The organism is Nocardia sp. NPDC049220 (assembly GCF_040647855.1).
Taxonomy (GTDB): domain Bacteria; phylum Actinomycetota; class Actinomycetes; order Mycobacteriales; family Mycobacteriaceae; genus Nocardia.
Map to the genome: position 1 here is coordinate 25,674 of NZ_JBEZDA010000027.1, position 19,034 is coordinate 44,707.

Consider the following 19,034-nt stretch of genomic DNA (forward strand, 5'->3'; position numbering starts at 1 on the left):
AACCCGACAGGCAGCGAACCCTATCGCGGGGTTCAGGCGCGGCGCAGCTCCGCGGTCAGAAACAGATTGCGCGGAGTGTAGGTAGACGCGGCGATCTTTTCCATCGTGGTGCCCGGCTCCGCTCGCAGTCGCCATCGGGCCGCGATCGTGGCGAGGGCCAGAGTCCCCTCGACGATCGCGAAGACGTCACCGATGCACTTGCGTGGCCCGTTTCCGAACTGGATGATCGCATCTCGGGGAATCTGTGCTGCCCGCTCCGGCAGCCATCGGTCCGGATCGAACTTCTCCGGATCCGCGAACAGGCGCGGATCACGTTGCACGATATAGGGACTGACGATCACCGAAGCACCCTTCGGGATCGGATATCCTTTGAGTTCCAGGTCCTGGGTGGCGCGGCGGGTGATGATCCAGGCCGGCGGGAAGCAGCGCAGCGCCTCGCTGATCACCTGGGCGGTGTAAGCGAGTCGCCGGACGTCGGCGTATTCCGCAGGTCTGCCATCGAGTACGTCATCCACTTCGGCGTGTAGTCGCGCCTCCACCTCTGGATGCTCGGCGAGCACGCCGAACACCCATGCCAGGGTCGCCGCCGTGGTTTCCGATCCAGCGACGAGGATAGTCGTGATCTGGTCGTGAATCTCCGTATCCGACAACCCCTTTTCGGTCTCTTCATCCGTCTCTTCGAGCAGTATGCTCAGCAGATCGTGCCGGGGATTCTCGCTCTGCCGGTAATCGGCGATGACGGTGTCGATCATCGAGTGCAGTCGCGCCAAACCCGCGGCATATTCACGGTTCCGCGGCAGTGGTAGCTTGTTCAGCGCCGCGAGCGGGGTGGTCAGCTGCTGGTACATCAGGTCTAGTAGACGCGGGAGATTATGCTGCATCTCCGCCACCAGATCCTTGCCCGGCTCGGCGGAGATCAGCGTCTTGGCGGTGACCGCGAGCGTCATCGCGGTCATCTCGACTCGAACATCGAGCACCTTTCCGCTATGCCAAGCGTCGGTACGCGCCACAATCTGCTCCCGCATGGTCTGCGCGTACTCCGCAATCCGTTCGCGACGGAACGCCGGTTGCATCAGGCGGCGCTGCTGCTTGTGCACGTCGCCTTCGGAACTGAGCAAACCGTTGCCGATCAGCCCGCGGGCATTTTTGATCTGCGCGCCCTTGTCGAACTTTCGCGGCTGGACGACGAGCACTTCGCGCGCCAGTTCCGCTGAACTGACCACAAAGGCCCGTTCGGGGCCTAGCCTGATCTGCACGATCTCGCCGTACTGCGGCAACGAGGTGAAGAATCCCAGGGGATCATTACGTAGTCGCAGGGCGTGTCCCAGCAGCGGCAGGCCGCCGGGGGCCGCGGCGATTTCGAGAGTTGGCACAGAGACTCCTCCGCCGAAGTGTCATGAATCCAATGGAGGCACCTCGATTTTCGTCGATATTATTACGGTTAACTCTAGCCAGCTATGGGGAAGGCGTCTGCCGATATGGCTGTCGGCCCCACACGCCCGGCGGCGATGTGTAACTCAGAACTGAGCGGTCCAGGCCGGTCGCGCCCGGGCATGTCGCAGCACTCGGCGCCGGTGACCCCACACCCACGGCTTGGGCGGCCGACGATCCGGTGAATGGTGGATTGGCACCCGGATAATCTGAGCCCGTCCGCCACGGGGTCCTGTTTTTCGAGTCGCACGGGGACGGCTCCGCGTCCAGCACGATCGCCTCACTAACGGACACCGCGGACAAAACCCACCAACGCCTGAAGTGCCCGTCAGCCGAAGGGGTTTCCACGCAGCGGTCCGGCGGGGAACACCGCATTCTGGATGAGTCCCGCCATCTCGCTACGCGGACGCCAGGTGTGCGCCAATCGACCTGCTCGATGATCGTGAGCGGGTGTCGGACCGTGTCCAGCCCGACGCTGCGACCAAGACCGCACAGCGCCAACGCCTCTCGGCGACTGCTCCCGCATCGAACTGCGACACCCGGACCGCACACCGACCGAGAGGGACAGAGCGGGGGCCGGGGCCGAATTCGATCGCGATAGTAGCGTCCTCTACACCCGTGGAGGCTCGATGCCGAGCTCACGCAAGCGGTCACAATAACGCTCGACGTTGGCGAGCTTGATGCCTTCGTAGCCGCGCACCAAATCGGGCAGAGCCGCGGCCGCCACAGCGCGGTCGTAGCCCGCCGCATCGAGGGTGTCGGCCAGTGTGGTCACCATCCCGGTGTAGTGGCCGAGCAAGGCGCGTTCCACCCGGCGCACATGCGCGTAACCGAACGGATCGAACTTGGTGCCGCGCAGACGCTTCCCCTTGGCCAACAGGCGCAGTGCGATGTGGCCGCGCGGACCGATTCCGATCTTCTTCTCGCGACCCATGGCGCGCAGGGTCGGTGGGTGCAGCCGGTAGGTCAGGTTCGCGCCATCGGGAAGCTGTGCTGTGACGTCGTCGAGGAAATCCGGATCGGTGAGCCTGCGCGCCACCTCGTATTCGTCCTTGTACGCGGTGAACTTGTACAACCCGCGCGCTACCTGCTCGCTCAATTCGGTGCGATCGCCGACCCGCTCTTGCGCCGCCCAGATCCGTTGCACCGTCCGGACATAGGTGCGGGCGACCTCGACGCTCTGAAAGCCGATCAGCTCTACGGCGCGCAACTCGACCAGGCGTCGGGTCTCGCCCGTCGCGGTCAATTCCTCGAACAGGTCCGCCGGAACCGCGATCTCGGATCTCGGTCGCGGCCGCCGAGTGGTGGCGGCGGCGAAGTCGTCCGGCTGGGCGACTGCGGCGCGGCCCCACCGGAAGGCGGCGATATTCGCCTCGACCGCGACACCGTTGATCGCGATGGCCTCTTCGATCGCCGCGGCGGGAAGGCGCAATCCTCCGGCTTGGTATGCGGCGCCGACCAGCAGGAAATTGGCGGCGGCGGTGTTTCCGAACAGCATGTCGGCAGCGGCCAACGCATCGAACGAGCGTACCGAACGTGAAACCTGCGCCAACCGGGACAGCAGCAGGCTCTCCTCCGGATAGCCGACCGACTTGTCGTAGACCATGTCGCCGGTCGGCGTCTTGCTGGTCGAAGCGACCGAAACGGTGGACGTGTTGGACCCGTACGCGAGATTCTTGGTGTCGGTGGCGGCGAGCAGGTCGAAGGCCACGATGCAGTCGGCCGAGGCGGGTGTCAGCCGGTTGGCCGGTTCCAGTTCGCCGAGCACGAACCGCAGGTGGGAGACCACCGGGCCGGCCTTCTGACTCAAACCGATCTGATCCAGACTCGCCACCTCGTATCCGGCCCGCAGCGCCGCGGTCGCCAACACCTGATTGACCGTGACAATCCCGGTCCCGCCGATACCGGCGAGGAAGACGTTCTGCGTCGAGACCGGCGGCACGTGCGGAAGTTCGGGCAACCGCGGCGGCTCAGGCCGCCGAGTCCTGGCGCGCGTGGTCGCCTTCGCTGGATCGGGCAGCTCGACGGTGACGAACGACGGACAGTCACCGTTAAGACAGCTGTAGTCGGTGTTGCACGAGGTCTGGTCGATCCTGGTCTTCCTGCCGAATTCGGTGTCCACCGGCTGGACCGACAGACAGTTGCTCTTGACGCCGCAGTCGCCGCAGCCCTCGCACACCGCCTCGTTGATGATCACCCGGGTGCGGCGGACCGGCAGGGTGCCGCGCTTGCGCCGGCGCCGCGCGTCGGCGGCGCAGTGCTGGTCATAGATGAGCACCGTCACGCCGGGGATCTCGCGCAACATGCGCTGGGCTTCGTCGAGTCGATCCCGGTGCCACAGCAGGGTTCCCGCGGCGAGATCGCGCTTGCGGTAGCGCGCCGGTTCGTCGGCGCAGATGATGACCTGTCGAACCCCCTCGGTGGTCAGTTTGTGCGTCAGCATCGGTACCGTGAGCGCGCCTTCGGCGTTCTGGGCGCCGGTCATCGCGACAACATCGTTGTGCAGCAGTTTGAAGGTGATATTCACACCCGCGGCGACGCACGCCTGCACGGCGAGCTGGCCGGAGTGGAAATATGTGCCGTCACCGATGTTCTGGAACAGGTGCGCGACATCGGTGAACGGGGCTTGGCCGATCCACTGCGCGCCCTCGCCACCCATTTGGGTCAACCCGGTGACCTGGCTGTCGGCGCGTCCGGACATGGTCACCATGGTGTGACAGCCGATCCCACCGCCCGCGAGCGACCCTTCCGGTATCGCGGTGGAGCGGTTGTGCGGGCAGCCGCTACAAAAATAGGCGGCACGCGTGGTCGATAGGACCGACAGCGAGAGCGGCTGAGGTAATGGACGTTTCAGGTCCAGATAGCCGTCGAGCGCTCGACGCAGCGGCGCGGTGATACGCGCGGTGGTGAGTTCACCATCCTGGGGGAACAACGGGCGTCCGGTGGCGTCGCGCTTGCCGATGATCTCCGGCCCGCCCGGCGTGCCGTACAGGATGTCGCGGAGCTGCGTCTCGACGAACGCGGTCTTGTCCTCGACGACGATCAGGCGGGAGAGCCCGTCGGCGAACTCCCGGACCCGGTCGGGTGCGATCGGATACGGCATGCCGATGCGCAGGAGTCGCACTCCGGCGCGGCGCAGCCCGTCGTCATCCACCCCGAGGTCGATCAGCGCCTGGCGGACGGCATCGAAGGCGGGTCCGGTCGCCGCGATCCCGACCGACGCCCGGGCCGGGTTCACCTCGATCACGTCCAGCCCGTTGCGCGTGCTGTAAGCGCGCACCAGCTCCCAGCGTGGGCCGTAGAGGTCGGCCTCGGCGAGCACGCTGTCGGCCGGGGCCGCCATCGGACGCTGACGGTAACTGAACGGGCGGCCCTCCCAGTCGATCTCGGGCACGACGATGTCGATGTCGCCGACCGCCCCATCGACCGTCCAGGCGCCGTCCGCGACGTCGGCGACGATCTTCAATGCCACCAGACATCCCGAGGCACGCGACAGAGCGACACCGTGCAATCCCATCGTGATGATCTCGCGGGCGTTGCGCGGGAACAGCACCGGAATGTTCATGGCCGCCAGGGAGCGCTCGCTGACCGCGGGCACGGTGGAGGACTTGGACGCCGGATCGTCACCGACCAGCAGCAGCACACCACCGCGCGCGTTCGCGCCGTACATGTTGGCGTGTCGCAGAGAATCGGTTGCGCGGTCGAGCCCGGGCCCCTTGCCATACCAGACTCCGACGACGCCATCGTGAGTCGCGGCGCCCAGGGGCAGATCGGCCTGGCTGCCCCAGACCGAGGTGGCGGCGAGTTCCTCGTTCAACCCTGGAACGAATGTGATGTCGTGCTCGGCCAGGACATCGGGCATCCCGGCCAGCATCTTGTCCACACCCCCGAGTGGACTGCCCTGATACCCCGACACGAACGTGCCGACCCGACGCCCGGCGCGCAGGTCACGCACATGCTGTTCGACCAGCTGCCGAGCAATCGCCTGGACACCGGTGAGCAGCACGCTCCCCGCGCCGACCCGGTACCGGTCGGCAAGATCATAGGGAGCGGCGAACAGATCGCGGTCGGCAAGCTCGGTCATCCAGATCACCCATTCACTCGGTACCGATCGGGTACCCCACATCGTTGAGCACTTCTCCCCGATATCCTGTCCTTAAGTGACCAAACGCACAATAGAGACCCTATATGTTGAGCACTCTGCCCACTGTGACGCTATCGAGATGGCGCTACCTATGCAGCCTGCGAGGTCCGTGTGCCCGGCATCCCGACGCTTTGGCCGCCGCGACCGTCGGTGCTGCCGTCCCGAATCGGAACAGCGGCGACTACCGACCCCGACGCACCCACGTAGCTACCTCCGTCACGTCGAGCGCGACCTGTGTGAAGGTGGGGGGATGATGGGCATGCGCAGGCGGGTCGCGTCGGCGATAGTCGTGGTGGCCGCCGTCGGCGCGCCGACCGCGTGCGGCCGACAGCTGGCCCCCTCGGCGGGCCCGGTCGCCACGTCCCCGGCGGAGGCGCCCGCGAATTCGACGTCGGAAATGCGGGCAGACCCCGGCCCCCGGCACTATGTGGGCGGGACCATGGTCGTCATCCCGCACTCGGCGGATCTGGAACCCAGTGCCGCGGTCCCCTTCTCGACCTATGACACCGAGGACGGCAAGGACAGACTCGCTATCCACATCCCTGGACCGGTCGGCTGCTCGAGCATCGGTTTCACGGCGCAGATCGAGGAATCGGCAGAACTGGTGAGCGTCGAACTCATCCGAGGTCTGCACCGCGGGATGCCACCGTGCCAGAACGCGAACCCGGAGCAGAAACGAGAATACGGCGTAGTCGTAGTCGATCTGCGCAGCCCACTCGGCGCTCGGCGGGTGCTCAGCCGCACCTGAACGGACACTCCGCGAGAGTTCGGGCGCCCGAGTCGACGAATGCGTAGTGATCTTGATGCATGCGACACCCGAAGTCATTGTGAGATGTCCCAATTACCCTTTTCGAGTAGGCATCGGTCCCGCTTCGGCGCTATCTTTCGCAGCGGATGGAGCCCCCACCGTGGTTACCCGGCGGTCTCGGGGCCGAAGAAAGCGTGCCAATCCACCGAGATCGCTCACGCTCGTTCCGGCTGGCTCTTTTTTCCTCCATCCGCAGTGAACGAGGTGGTTCGCTGCAGCTTCCCGTGCAGTGCCGGTCCGTCCGAATCACCATCGCCGCGGCGTCTCCGCCATCGGCCGGTGCGTCGGTGGCGGCTGAACTTCGAAGGAAAAAGGTGTTCAGAGTTCCGTTCAGGTGCGCGATTCTGCTGTTGAGCCTCGTGTCGGTCGGCTCGCTCGGCCTCCCCGCGACCGCTCAGCCGATGTATCCCACGCCAGATCCTGATCCGTTCTACGCCGCACCCGCCGACCTCGCGGCACTCCAGCCGGGTGACGTCGTGCGGACCCGCAAGATCGACACCGGTTTCTATCTGGGTACCGAGGGCTGGCAGGTGGCGTTCCGTTCCACCAGTTCGCAGGGCAAACCCGTCCTCGGCATGACGACCGTGCTGCTCCCGGTCGGGGTCGAGAACCCGCCGCTGGTCTCCTACCAGGCCTTGATCAATTCCCTCGGCACCCAGTGCAATCCGTCACGATCGCTATTCAACGGCGAACTGCAGGACGCGGTCGGCGCGATGCTGCCCATCGGCCGCGGATGGGCGATCTCGGTGCCGGACTACCTCGGCCCCACCTCCGCCTACGGTGCGGCGCGCCTGAGCGGCATGATGACCCTCGACAGCGTCCGGGCCGTGCGCAAGGTCGCCGATCTCGGTCTGGCCGATTCCCCGGTGGCCATCGCGGGCTACTCCGGTGGCGGAATGGCCACCGCGTGGGCGGCCGCGCTGCAACCGACATACGCGCCGGATCTACAGCTCACCGCCGCTGTCGCCGGCGGGGTCCCCGCCGATCTCGAAGAGATGGCCCTGACGCTCGGCTTCGCGCCGCACCCCGGTTTCGGCCTGGCCTTCGCCGCGGCCATGGGGTTGGAACGCGAATACCCGGACCGGCTGCCGATCTCGGACCAGCTCAACGCAAATGGTCTGTGGTTCCGGGAATTCACGCACGACGCCTGCCGCCGCTTCCTGCTCTTCCACGGAATCTTCCGCAACGCCGAGCAGATGGCCGCGTCCAAGAATCTGATGAACAGCCCCGAGGCACACGCCGTCCTGCGCGAGAACAGCCTGCGCTATTTCGAAGGCGTTCCGACCGTTCCCACCTTGTTCTGGCAGGGCCGCTTCGATGAACTCACCTTCTTCGGCCCGGTCGCCGAGGTCGTCGACCGGTACTGCAGAGCGGGGGCGCCGCTGCAATTTCGCCCCTATGACATCGCCGAGCACATGACCACGGCCGTGGCCGGATTCGTCGACGCCTGGAACTACGTCGAAGCCAGGTTCCGCGGCGAACCCGCGCCGACAAGCTGTTAGCCGCGCACCGGAAAACGGCCCAGGAGCGGTTCTCCTGGGCCGTCACGCCGTGAAGTGCAACGTCCATTCACCGCGATAGTGCAGGCGGGTGACGCTGCCCGGCGGAATGTCGATCCGCCAGAACGATTTGGGCGGTGCGTCCAGCGTCACCAGCAGCGCCGCCCGGATCACCGCCGGGTGGGTGACCGCGATCGTGGACATCCCGGCCGCGGCGATCTCGGCCATCCACTGTCTGGTCCGCTCGATCACGTCCACCACGGACTCGCCGCCGTGCCCGCTGAACCCGGGGTCGGTCAGCCAGGCGTAGAGCTCGTCCTGGGGCACCGACATCAGCTGCCCGCCACGCCACGCGCCCGCATCGAGATCCCGCAGCCTGGTGTCCTCTTCGCCGGGTAGCCCCAACAGCGCGGCGGTCTCCACAGTCCTGCGCTCCGGTCCGGTGAGCACTCGCGCGGCGGTGAGCGGGCCACAGTCGGAGATGGCCCGGCGGCCTGCCTCGGTCAGCGATTCATCGACCGGAAAACGTGCCTTTCGCATCGCCTCGGTCATGCCATGGCTGACCAGGTCGAGTCTGAGCACCTTTTGCACGGATCGAAGCGTACGGCGAGACGCTGACGACCGTACTTCGATTGCTCCCGCTTCGCCGAGGCGAACCGTACGGCGTGTCGGTACCCCGGTGCACACTGATGCCATGGCCCAGTTCTCCCGCGCCACCCAAGAGTGGTTCGACGGCGCGTTCCCCGCGCCGACGGCAGCTCAACTCGGGGCCTGGGACGCGATCGCGGCGGGCGACCATACGCTGGTCGTCGCGCCGACCGGATCGGGAAAAACCCTCTCGGCATTCCTCTGGGCGATCGATCGCCTCGCGACGCGGGAACGGCCCGCCGAGCAGCCGCGGACCTCGGTGCTCTACATATCGCCACTGAAAGCGCTCGCGGTGGATGTGGAGCGCAATCTGCGGGCGCCGCTGGTCGGCGTGACACAGACCGCCAAACGTTTGGGGCTCGACCCGCCGCGGATCACCGTCGGCGTCCGCTCGGGCGATACCAGCGCCGCCGATCGGCGGTCCATCCAGCGCACTCCGCCGGACATCCTGATCACCACACCGGAATCGCTGTTCCTGATGCTCACCTCGGCGGCACGGGAGACCTTGCGCGACGTGGGCACGGTGATCGTGGACGAGGTGCACGCGATCGCCGGTTCCAAGCGCGGCGCGCATCTGGCGTTGTCGCTGGCCCGGCTCGATCTACTGACCGAACGACCCGCGCAGCGGATCGGCCTGTCCGCGACGGTGCGGCCTGCGGCGGAGGTCGGGCGGTTCCTGGTCGGGGACGCGCCGATCACCCTCGTCGCGCCACCCGCGCCCAAGACGTTCGACTTGTCGGTGCGGGTGCCGGTTCCGGACATGACCGAGCCGGGCGATTCCGACCAGCCCGGATCAATCTGGCCGCACGTGGACGCGGCGATCGTGGACCTCGTTCTGGACCATCGCTCCTCGATCGTGTTCGCGAATTCGCGCAGGCTGGCCGAGCGTCTCACGGCCCGGCTGAACGAGGCCTATGGCGCGCGGCTCGACGAGTCGGAGCCGCCTGTGCCCGATTCGGCGCCGGGGCTCGCCATGGTTGCGCCCGCTGCCGCCTCGGGGCCGGACGCGCGCGCCGGACTCCGGCCCCCCGCGCAGCTCGGTTCGCCCACCGAAGTGATCCACGGCGCAAGTCTCCTGCTGGCACGCGCGCACCACGGTTCGGTGAGCAAGGAGCAGCGCGCGCTGATCGAAGACGATCTGAAAAGCGGACGGCTGCGCTGTGTCGTCGCGACCAGCAGCCTGGAACTCGGCATCGACATGGGCGCAGTCGACCTGGTGGTGCAGGTGGAGGCGCCGCCCTCGGTAGCCAGCGGGTTGCAGCGGATCGGCCGGGCCGGGCATCGAGTCGGCGAGATCTCGCGCGGGGTGATCTTTCCCAAGCATCGCACCGATGTGATCCGCTGCGCGGTGGCCGCGCGGCGGATGACCTCGGGCCATATCGAAGCGATCCAGATCCCGGCGCACCCGCTGGACATTCTCGCGCAGCAGACGGTCGCGGCGTGCGCGCTCGATCCGATCGACGTCGACGCGTGGTTCGACACCGTGCGCCGCACGGGAAGTTATGCGTCGCTGCCGCGTTCGGCCTACGAATCGGTGCTGGATCTGCTGGCGGGGCGGTATCCCTCCGACGAGTTCGCCGAGTTGCGGCCCCGACTGGTCTGGGACCGCGACGCGGGGACGCTCACCGGGCGGCCCGGTGCGCAGCGCCTAGCCGTGACCTCGGGCGGAGCAATTCCCGACCGCGGCATGTTCGCGGTGTACATGGTCGGAGAAAAGGCCTCACGGGTCGGGGAACTCGACGAGGAGATGGTTTACGAGTCCCGGGTCGGCGACGTGTTCGCGCTCGGGGCGACGAGCTGGCGGATCGAAGAGATCACCTTCGATCGGGTGCTGGTCACGCCGGCGTTCGGACAGCCAGGCCGGTTGCCGTTCTGGCATGGCGACGGACTCGGGCGGCCCGCGGAACTCGGCGCGGCGCTCGGTGAGTTCGTGCGCACAGTCGGCCAGGAGCGCGTCGCCGCGTCGAACAGTGTGGCACATACCCGAAAAGTGGTGCGGCACAAGGCCGATGCTTCCTCGGCTGCTGCCCGCGCCGATCCGGCGCAGGACGGCCTCGCGCGAATCATGGCCTCGGCCGGTCTGGACGACAACGCGACCGCGAATCTGATCACGTTGCTCGATGAACAGCTCTCCGCGACCGGCCAGCTGCCCACCGATCGAACGCTGCTGGTCGAGCGGTTCCGCGACGAACTCGGCGACTGGCGGCTGGTCCTGCATTCGCCGTACGGCCTACCGGTGCACGCGCCATGGGCGCTGGCCATCGGAGCACGACTTCGCGAACGGTTCGGCGTGGATGCCGCGCCGAACGCCTCCGACGACGGCATCGTGGTGCGGCTGCCCGACACCACCGACGATCCGCCCGGTGCGGAATTGTTCGTCTTCGAGCCCGATGAGATCGACGACATCGTCACCGAACAGGTCAGCGGATCGGCACTGTTCGCCTCCCGGTTTCGCGAGTGCGCCGCGCGCGCACTCCTGCTACCCCGACGCGATCCGGGCAAGCGCGCCCCACTGTGGCAGCAACGCCAACGTTCGGCCCAACTGCTCGATGTGGCCCGCAAGTTTCCCGACTTCCCAATCCTGTTGGAGACGGTGCGCGAATGCCTCCGTGATGTCTATGATCTGCCGTCGCTGCGAGACCTGCTCAGCCGGGTGGCGCGCCGCCAGGTGCGGCTGATCGAGGTCGCGACGACGACGCCGTCGCCGTTCGCGAACGCCCTGCTGTTCGACTACATCGGGCAGTTCATGTACGACGGGGACAGCCCCCTGGCCGAGCGCCGCGCCGCCGCGCTCTCGCTCGACTCGGGGCTGCTCGCCGAACTGCTCGGCCGAGTCGAACTGCGTGAGCTGCTCGACGCGGCGGTCATCGACCAGACCGAACGAGAGTTGCAGCGGCTCATCCCGGAACGTCGCGCCAGGGACGCGGAGGGTTTGGCCGATCTGCTGCGGTTGCTCGGACCGCTCACCGCCGCCGAAGCAGCCGAGCGCTGCGATGCGGATCCGGCCGCCTGGTTCGGGAGCCTGGTGACTGCGCGTCGGGCACTGGATGTGACGTTCGCGGGCCGGGTCTGGTGGGTGGCGGTGGAGGATGCGGCACGGCTACGCGACGCACTGGGGGTGCCGCTGCCGATCGGCACTCCGGCGGCGTTCATCGAACCGGTGGCCGACCCGCTCGGCGACCTGGTCGGCCGCTACGCGCGCACGCACGGCCCGTTCGATACCGCGGCGGTCGCGGCCCGGTTCGGCCTCGGCACTGCTGTCGCGGCCACCGCGCTGCACCGGCTCGCCACCGAAAAGCGGGTGGTGGAAGGGGAATTCAGCCCTGCGGCCACCGGATCGGAATGGTGTGACGCGCAGGTGCTGCGCCGGCTGCGCCGCCGGTCACTCGCCGCGGCACGGCACGAGGTCGAACCGGTGTCGACCGCGGCGCTCGCCCGCTTCCTGGCATCCTGGCAGCATGTCGACACCAGTGAGTTGCGCGGCGTCGACGGTGTGGCGGCCGTGGTGGAACAGCTCGCCGGCGTACCGATTCCGGCGTCGGCGTGGGAATCGCTGGTCCTGCCCGCACGAGTGCGTGACTACTCCCCCGCCATGCTCGACGAGCTCATGGCGACCGGCGAGGTGATCTGGTCCGGCCACGGTGCGATCACCGCTAAGGACGGCTGGATCGCCTTGCATCTGACCGACCATGCCCCGTTCACCTTGGCGCCGCCGGACGAGATCGACTTTTCGGACACGCACCGGCGACTACTGGCGGCGCTCGGCGCCGCCCTGGTGCCGTGGACACCCCCACCCACCGGGGACCCGCACCGAGCGCCGGTCCAGCTCGATGAAATGCGATCCGGGGACGCTACCGACCGCCGGGCGCCCGGCACTCGTGACTCGGCGATTTCCGGGCGGTCTCCGAATGACGGCGCACCCGAGAGGAAACCGGACGGACGGCGATCACCGTCCGAATACGACGCCACGGCAACCCGACTGGACGCGCTCGCCGGCGACGCTCCGCACCTGGTGCCGGTGCCCCAGGGCGGCGGCGCGTTCTTCTTTCGGCAACTGTCGGATGCGACCGGACTGCTCGACGATACGGCGATCGCCGCGGCGCTGTGGGACCTGGTCTGGGCGGGCGTGGTTTCCGGGGACACATTCGCACCGGTGCGGGCACTGCTGTCCGGCACGACGCGGACCACCACCGCGCATCGGACACCGCGGCGCGCACCCCGTGGTCGGGCCTATCTACCCAGGCCGAGTATGCCGACCCGGTCCGGTCCGCCCGCTGTCGCAGGGCGATGGTCGCTGCTGCCGGAGCGGGTGTCGGACAACACGGTGCGCGCACACGCGACCGCGGATTTGCTCCTGGAACGCTATGGGGTGCTGACCAGAGGATCAGTGCAGAACGAGGGCGTCGCCGGCGGCTTCGCACTGATGTATCGCGTGCTCACCGAGTTCGAAGATCGCGGGCGCTGCCGCCGTGGCTATTTCGTCGACTCGCTCGGCGGCGCCCAGTTCTCCACCACCGATGTGGTGGACCGGTTGCGTTCCTTCGACGCCGAGCGCGCCCGCCCCGAGAGCAGGCCGCCGAGCGGCGCCGTGCTCGCGCTGGCCGCGTGTGATCCCGCGAACCCCTACGGCGCGGCGCTGGCCTGGCCGAAAGGCGACGTCGAGGGCGGGCACCGACCGGGACGAAAAGCCGGGGCCCTGGTCGTGCTGGTCGACGGTGACCTCGTCCTCTACCTGGAACGCGGGGGCAAGACTTTGTTGACCTTCACCGAGAATCCCGATGCGCGCCGCCGCGCCGCACAGGCACTGGCCGATCTGGTGCACCGCCGCCGGGTCGACGCACTGGTCATCGACCGCGTCAACGGCGACACCGTGCACGGCAACACTTTCGCCGGCTTCCTCCTCGAGGCGGGCTTCTCCGCAACCCCACGTGGGCTTCGCCTGCGGAGCCGACCATGAATTTGTTTACCAGGGCGCACGCGGAGGTCACCAGGGCAACCGCGGTGCGACAATGCGGCCGGCTGCCCGCCTCCCGGTGCACGGCCGACATCGCGGGCAGCGGGCCGACCGGCCGGGTGCCCGGCCCCGCCGCTCCGCCGCGTGCCGATCTCCCGGACCCGGGTGCCCAGGCAGAGCCGGCGCGATCGGAGCGGCGACATGCCTGAGGGCGACACCGTCTACCTGGCCGCACGGCGTCTGCGTGCGGCGTTGGCCGGAAAGACGCTGACGCGCAGCGACTTCCGAGTGCCGCGATACGCGACGGTCGACCTGCGCGACGAGGTGGTCGACAGCGTGGGCAGCTACGGCAAGCACCTGTTCATCCGGACCCCAACCGTGAGTGTGCACACCCACCTGAAGATGGAAGGCAGTTGGCGCGTCTTCCACTGCGGGCAGCGGTGGACCAAACCTCGGGTCGCCGCGCGGCTCGTGCTGAGTACCGACGAGGTGGAGGCCGTCGGCTTCTCGTTGGGCACCGTCGAAGTAGTGCGGGTGAGCGAGGAGCACCGGATCGTCGACCATCTCGGACCGGATCTGCTCGGTCCGAATTGGAACGCGGCGGACGCCGTGCGGCGGCTGGAGCGCTATCCGGATCAGTCGATCGGCGTCGCGCTGCTCGATCAGCGCAATCTGGCCGGCATCGGCAATATCTTCCGCAGCGAGATCTGTTTCCTGCGCCGGGTGCACCCGGCTACCAGGGTCGGTGCCGTCCCCGACCTGCTCGCCCTGGTCAACGAGGCGAATCGAGTTCTCACCGAAGCCGTCCGCACACCGCCGCGACGTCCCCTGGCCTATGGCCGCGCTCACCGCCCGTGTCAACGCTGCGGCACACCGCTGGTGGCCGACCTGCTCGGCGACACCGCCCCCGACTTCGATCGCGTCGTCCAGCGCGAACGCGGCATCTACTTCTGCCCGCGTTGTCAGCCCGTCCCGGCCGTCTGATCAATATATTGCCGCGACACCGCGCCTGCCGCGCGAGCGGTCACGGACGCCGATTCCCCGAGCCACTGTATTGCCGCCCAGTTGCTAACGATCTGTGCCCGCGTCACGACACCACTGGTGACGGTTCAGAACCGAGCCCCGAACACCAGGAGCAGGCACATGACGGCGGTATCGAGATCGGGCGGGCGGCTGCTCATCGCGATCGCCATGCGCCTCCTGACGGCCGTGACGGCAACGCTCGCCACCGTCGTGTTCAGCTACCTCCTGCTCCACCAGCATTCGCTGACGGGCAGGCCGCCTACCCCCGGGGGGCCGCTGTCGACCGTCTCGTCACATCCTTGACGCGCAACTGCCCCTGTTCTCCAGGTCGTCGAGTTGTCGAACCGTCAACGCTGGCCCAACGGCTGACGCCGCCGGTCCACAATAGAATGTGGTAGCTCCCGGCGAAGCGGGGGCGCCGACATAGTGCCCTCATACACGCTCACCGACCACAGGAAGTGCGCCAGAGCCGTTGATCTGACGCTCCCGCATTTAGACGAACTGCAGGGGAGGTGATTCCGGGAATACGACCGGTAGTGAGGCAAGAGCGCGGTGGAAGGGTCCCGGCCGCCACGTCAATTCCGCAGCCGAAATGGCGAGGCGCATCTCGGGCAGTGCGTCGAGCAGCTGATCGATGGCGTCCTGCACGACCAGGTATGCCACCGATCTGGCGGGGCAAGCATGGACCCCGACACTCCACGACAGGTGGGAGCTGTTGACGGTATGGCCATCGTCCGCGATTGCGGGATCGTTGTTGCAGGCAGCCATGCTGATGACGACCGGCTGGTGAGCGGGTAGCCATGCGCCCTCGATCAGGACCGGCTGTCTGGGAAAGGAAACACAGTAGTTCGCCATCGGCGGGTCCGTGAACAGCACCTCGTCCAGTGCGTCACGGGTCGAGAGGCTGCCGCCGATCAGGCCGCTCGCGAATCGGTCGTCGGTGAGCATGAGCCGAAGCGTGTTGATGATCAGGTTCTGCATCGGTTCGATGCCCGCGCCGTAGAAGACGAGAATCTGATGGATCATCTCCATGTCATCGAGGCCGGCCGGATGCCGCAGCAACCGAGTGGTGATGTCGTCGCCGGGCTCGGCACGTTTGAGTGCCATGAGATCGAACATCGCCTGCACGAGCATGGCGTTGGCTTGGTCCGCGTGTGCGCCGTCGAGTATCGAGGCGATGGCCTGTGCGGCTCGTTGGCCGATCTCGGGCGGGCAACCGAGCAGGACATTGACCACTTCGAAGGTGAGCGGGAACGCGTACTGACCGACCAAATCGGCGGTACCGGTTTCGCAGAACGAATTGATCAGTGGGATGGCGATCTGCTCGACCGTGCTGTGCAGTGCGAACCGGTCGACCCCGTCCAAAGCAGCGACCGTGACCTTCCGGTAGCGGAGGTGTTCGACGCCCGCGCAGCGAATCGCATTCGGACGCCACTGCAGCATCGGCAGGACCGGACAGTCGGCGGGTATGTTCTGCTGCCAGATGCGTGAATCGGCGGAGAAGTGGTCGGGATCATTCAGGATACGCAAGGCGCTGTGGTAGCCGACGACCAAGGTGGCGGGCACGCCGGGTGCTAGGTCCACCGGCACCAGCGAACCATATCGGGCGCGCATCTGTTGGTAGGCGCGGTGGGGATCGGCGGCGAATTCTTTGGTGTACACCGGGACCCGAGGGCCGTTGGTGTCGACGGGAAAGCGAGTTCCGGCAAGGCGGTCGCCGCTACGGTCGGGGTACTGCGGGGTGGTCACAGATGGGACTCCGGTTCGACAGAACGAGGACTCGATGAATGCACCCACGTACCGAACCTGCGCTTCGGCAGCCCGGAAACTCAAAACTCTTCCAGGACAGGAACTCTCAGGCCGCATAAGTGTCCAGACTTCAGCGACTCGCCTGTGCTCCTGGATGTGCAGTTCATCGGCCATAGATATTGAAAAGCGTACTTTAGGTGGTCCATTGTCACTGGCACATCACCCAATCGCGTCTGAATGGATCCGCTTTGCTTGCCGGTTTCAGGGTTGCGTGGTCACCGGCTGGACGTTGAGCGGCAGCAGGCGGCCGCACACTCGTCGAGCGAGACACGGCCGAGAAGGCTGTGCGGCCGCCTGTAGCGCAGTCGGACGCGGCGCCCCGTCGGTCTTTCACCGCGATGGGTTTCTGTAGCCCCCTCCGAGCGCAGACGTGCGTCTCCATGCATCCGGCTCTTCTATGGTCATGCGTTCGGCGCGGACCAGACCGGACTCGGCGCACAGTCGGCTCAGCCTTCCGACGGCACCGGTTCCAGGATTTCCGGTCGGGTTTCCGGCGCCGCCACCCGCAGGGCATCCGCGGCGGCGTCATCCGGCTGGGTCTGCGAGCGGATCTCCGCCTCCACCCGCGCTTGATAGGTCAGAACCTCGCGATCTATGTCGTCGTCGTCCCAACCCAGGATCGGTGCGACCAGTCTGGCCACCTGCTCGGCGCAGTTGACACCGCGGTGCGAGTACTCGATCGAGATCCTAGTTCGCCGGGCCAGAATGTCGTCCAGGTGCAATGCGCCCTCGGCCGCGGCCGCGTAGACCGCCTCCACCTGCAGATACGACGGCGCGTCGGTGATCGGTTGCCGCAGTTCGGGTTTACTTTCGGCGAGGGCCATGACCTCATCGATCAGTGAGCCGTACCGGTCGAGCAGATGCTTGATCCGGTAGGGGTGCACACCGTATGCCTCGGCCAGCTGGACCGTCTGATTGACCAGTGCGAAATAGCCCTCCGCGCCGAGCAACGGCACCTTCTCGGTGATCGAGGGCGAGACCCGGGCCGGAATATCCTGTGCCGCTTCGTCCATCGCGTCGTACGCCATCACGCGGTAGGTGGTGTATTTGCCGCCCGCGATACCGATCAGTCCGGGCGCGACCCTCGCGACGGCGTGCTCACGCGACAGTTTGGAGGTCTCGTCGCTCTCCCCTGCCAGCAACGGCCGCAGACCCGCATACACACCGTCGATGTCGTCCGGGGTGAGCGGGACGACCAGTACCTGGTTCACCCGGCCGAGCAGGTAGTCGATGTCTGCCTTGGTGGCCGCCGGATGGGCGAGGTCGAGGTTCCAGTCGGTGTCGGTGGTGCCGATGATCCAGTGCGTTCCCCACGGGATGACGAACAATACCGAGGTCGCGGTACGGAGGATGATCGCGGTGTCGCTGACGATCCGGTCGCGTGGTACCACGATGTGCACCCCCTTGGATGCGCGCACATGGAACCGCCCCCGCTGATGCGACAGTGCCTGGACCTCGTCGGTCCATACGCCGGTCGCGTTGATCACCACGTGTCCGCGGACCTCGCCGATCTGCCCGTCCTCGGTGTCGCGCACCTTGACGCCGATCACCCGGTCGGCCTCCCGCAGGAGCCCGACCACCTGAGTCGAGGTGCGGATCACCGCGCCATAGTGCGCGGCCGTGCGGGCCACGGTCATGGTGTGCCGCGCATCGTCGACGACCGCGTCGTCGTAGCTCACGCCGCCGATCAACGAGTCCCGCCGCAACCCCGGCGCCAACCGCAACGCGCCCGCGCGGGACAGATGACGTTGTCCGGGTACCGATTTGGCACCACCCATGGTGTCGTAGAGCAGCAGCCCAGCCGCCACATACGGACGCTCCCAGGCCCGGCGGGTCAGCGGATACAGGAAGCGCAGCGGCTTGACCAAGTGCGGCGCAAGGGTGGACAGCGCGAGTTCGCGTTCCCGCAGCGCCTCGCGCACCAGCCCGAACTCCAACTGTTCGAGGTACCGCAGTCCACCGTGGAACATCTTCGACGACCTGCTGGAGGTACCGGAGGCGAGGTCGCGCGCCTCGACCAGCGCGACCTGCAGACCGCGGGTCGCCGCGTCCAGCGCGATCCCCGCACCGACCACGCCCCCGCCGACCACGACCACATCGAAGTGCTCCTTGCCGAAGCGGTCCCAGGCCGTCCTGCGCTGCTCCGGGCCGAGGAACTGCGAATCCGGTTTCATGGTCATGCTCGACTCCTCCAGCCGCCACGGATGTGCTCGATCGAGCCGTTCAGCTCCAGGCTAGGCGACCCACCGTGGATCCCCGGACCGCAGCCGAGTTCGTGTCACTGTCAACTACTCATCGGTAACAAGACCTACCCTAGCCGACCCACGTTCCACCACATCGCGCCAGTGCAGCGCACCGACCGGCCCCACTTCCCTGGCGACACGTGTCCGAAATCGCCCTTCACCGCCAAAAGCGCAGCCAGTCGGAGACAGTCGGCGAAACCCACGCAACCGTCTCCAGACTTGACCAGCTCGACCACCGCTGTCGAGCGAATACGTTCCGGGGCGGTGTGCTCTCCGCCTGATCGAGGTGTATCTCACCTGGACATCCCGCATCCGACCCGACACGGCTGAACGGCACAGATGCGGCGGTCGGTGAGATCCCATGCTCTCAAGTACGTGTTGTCCAGGTGGCGATGAGGCGCCGCAGTCCATCGTGGTACACGTCGTGGTTGGTGACCGCGGCGACGATCGTGTCCAGATGCTCTGTCAGTATCGG

The 19,034-nt window shown here is 67.1% G+C and carries 11 protein-coding genes; 6 read left to right on the plus strand and 5 right to left on the minus strand.

Annotated elements, in window-relative coordinates; translation table 11 throughout:
• Positions 1–32: 32 nt before the first annotated feature.
• Together AB0C34_RS29790 and AB0C34_RS29795 are read right to left on the minus strand one after the other, a co-directional pair.
• Complete coding sequence (locus tag AB0C34_RS29790) at positions 33–1,373, minus strand: cytochrome P450 (RefSeq protein ID WP_357080202.1); 1,341 nt, start codon at positions 1,371–1,373, stop codon at positions 33–35.
• Between the two features lie 668 nt (positions 1,374–2,041).
• A complete protein-coding gene (locus AB0C34_RS29795; protein WP_357080204.1) occupies positions 2,042–5,515 on the minus strand; it encodes an indolepyruvate ferredoxin oxidoreductase family protein in 3,474 nt (1,157 codons plus the stop codon).
• Between the two features lie 310 nt (positions 5,516–5,825).
• Between AB0C34_RS29795 and AB0C34_RS29800 the strand changes: the two genes are divergently transcribed.
• Together AB0C34_RS29800 and AB0C34_RS29805 are read left to right on the plus strand one after the other, a co-directional pair.
• Positions 5,826–6,323, plus strand: coding sequence for a hypothetical protein (locus tag AB0C34_RS29800; RefSeq protein ID WP_357080207.1), 498 nt, complete (start codon positions 5,826–5,828; stop codon positions 6,321–6,323).
• A gap of 461 nt (positions 6,324–6,784) precedes the next feature.
• The gene (locus tag AB0C34_RS29805) at positions 6,785–7,885 is read left to right on the plus strand and encodes a lipase family protein (RefSeq protein WP_357080237.1); all 1,101 of its coding nucleotides are present in this window, start codon (positions 6,785–6,787) and stop codon (positions 7,883–7,885) included.
• A gap of 42 nt (positions 7,886–7,927) precedes the next feature.
• Here AB0C34_RS29805 and AB0C34_RS29810 read toward each other — a convergent pair whose 3' ends face one another.
• Entirely contained in the window at positions 7,928–8,473 is a 546-nt protein-coding gene (locus AB0C34_RS29810) for a histidine phosphatase family protein (RefSeq protein WP_357080209.1), read from the minus strand.
• 103 nt (positions 8,474–8,576) lie between these two features.
• Between AB0C34_RS29810 and AB0C34_RS29815 the strand changes: the two genes are divergently transcribed.
• The 4 genes from AB0C34_RS29815 to AB0C34_RS29830 all read left to right on the plus strand — a co-directional run bounded on the left by AB0C34_RS29815 (position 8,577) and on the right by AB0C34_RS29830 (position 14,810).
• Positions 8,577–13,487 carry an ATP-dependent helicase gene (locus AB0C34_RS29815; protein ID WP_357080211.1) on the plus strand — a complete coding sequence of 1,637 codons (4,911 nt, stop codon included), beginning with the start codon at positions 8,577–8,579 and terminating at the stop codon, positions 13,485–13,487.
• Entirely contained in the window at positions 13,484–13,693 is a 210-nt protein-coding gene (locus AB0C34_RS29820) for a hypothetical protein (RefSeq protein ID WP_357080214.1), read from the plus strand. The genes AB0C34_RS29815 and AB0C34_RS29820 overlap by 4 nt, the downstream gene beginning before the upstream one ends.
• Complete coding sequence (locus AB0C34_RS29825; protein WP_357080217.1) at positions 13,686–14,468, plus strand: DNA-formamidopyrimidine glycosylase family protein; 783 nt, start codon at positions 13,686–13,688, stop codon at positions 14,466–14,468. The genes AB0C34_RS29820 and AB0C34_RS29825 overlap by 8 nt, the downstream gene beginning before the upstream one ends.
• Positions 14,469–14,627: 159 nt before the next feature.
• Positions 14,628–14,810 carry a hypothetical protein gene (locus AB0C34_RS29830; RefSeq protein ID WP_357080220.1) on the plus strand — a complete coding sequence of 61 codons (183 nt, stop codon included), beginning with the start codon at positions 14,628–14,630 and terminating at the stop codon, positions 14,808–14,810.
• A gap of 189 nt (positions 14,811–14,999) precedes the next feature.
• Here AB0C34_RS29830 and AB0C34_RS29835 read toward each other — a convergent pair whose 3' ends face one another.
• Together AB0C34_RS29835 and AB0C34_RS29840 are read right to left on the minus strand one after the other, a co-directional pair.
• Positions 15,000–16,256 carry a cytochrome P450 gene (locus tag AB0C34_RS29835; protein ID WP_357080222.1) on the minus strand — a complete coding sequence of 419 codons (1,257 nt, stop codon included), beginning with the start codon at positions 16,254–16,256 and terminating at the stop codon, positions 15,000–15,002.
• Between the two features lie 506 nt (positions 16,257–16,762).
• Positions 16,763–18,496 carry a glycerol-3-phosphate dehydrogenase/oxidase gene (locus tag AB0C34_RS29840; RefSeq protein ID WP_357080225.1) on the minus strand — a complete coding sequence of 578 codons (1,734 nt, stop codon included), beginning with the start codon at positions 18,494–18,496 and terminating at the stop codon, positions 16,763–16,765.
• Positions 18,497–19,034: the final 538 nt, after the last annotated feature.

Coding starts and splice junctions, on each gene's coding strand:
- AB0C34_RS29795 (WP_357080204.1), bottom strand. CDS start 5,515: ATGACCGAGCTTGCCGACCGCGATCTGTTCGCCGCTCCCTATGATCTT.
- AB0C34_RS29800 (WP_357080207.1), top strand. CDS start 5,826: ATGATGGGCATGCGCAGGCGGGTCGCGTCGGCGATAGTCGTGGTGGCC.
- AB0C34_RS29805 (WP_357080237.1), top strand. CDS start 6,785: ATGTATCCCACGCCAGATCCTGATCCGTTCTACGCCGCACCCGCCGAC.
- AB0C34_RS29815 (WP_357080211.1), top strand. CDS start 8,577: ATGGCCCAGTTCTCCCGCGCCACCCAAGAGTGGTTCGACGGCGCGTTC.
- AB0C34_RS29820 (WP_357080214.1), top strand. CDS start 13,484: ATGAATTTGTTTACCAGGGCGCACGCGGAGGTCACCAGGGCAACCGCG.
- AB0C34_RS29825 (WP_357080217.1), top strand. CDS start 13,686: ATGCCTGAGGGCGACACCGTCTACCTGGCCGCACGGCGTCTGCGTGCG.
- AB0C34_RS29830 (WP_357080220.1), top strand. CDS start 14,628: ATGACGGCGGTATCGAGATCGGGCGGGCGGCTGCTCATCGCGATCGCC.
- AB0C34_RS29840 (WP_357080225.1), bottom strand. CDS start 18,496: ATGACCATGAAACCGGATTCGCAGTTCCTCGGCCCGGAGCAGCGCAGG.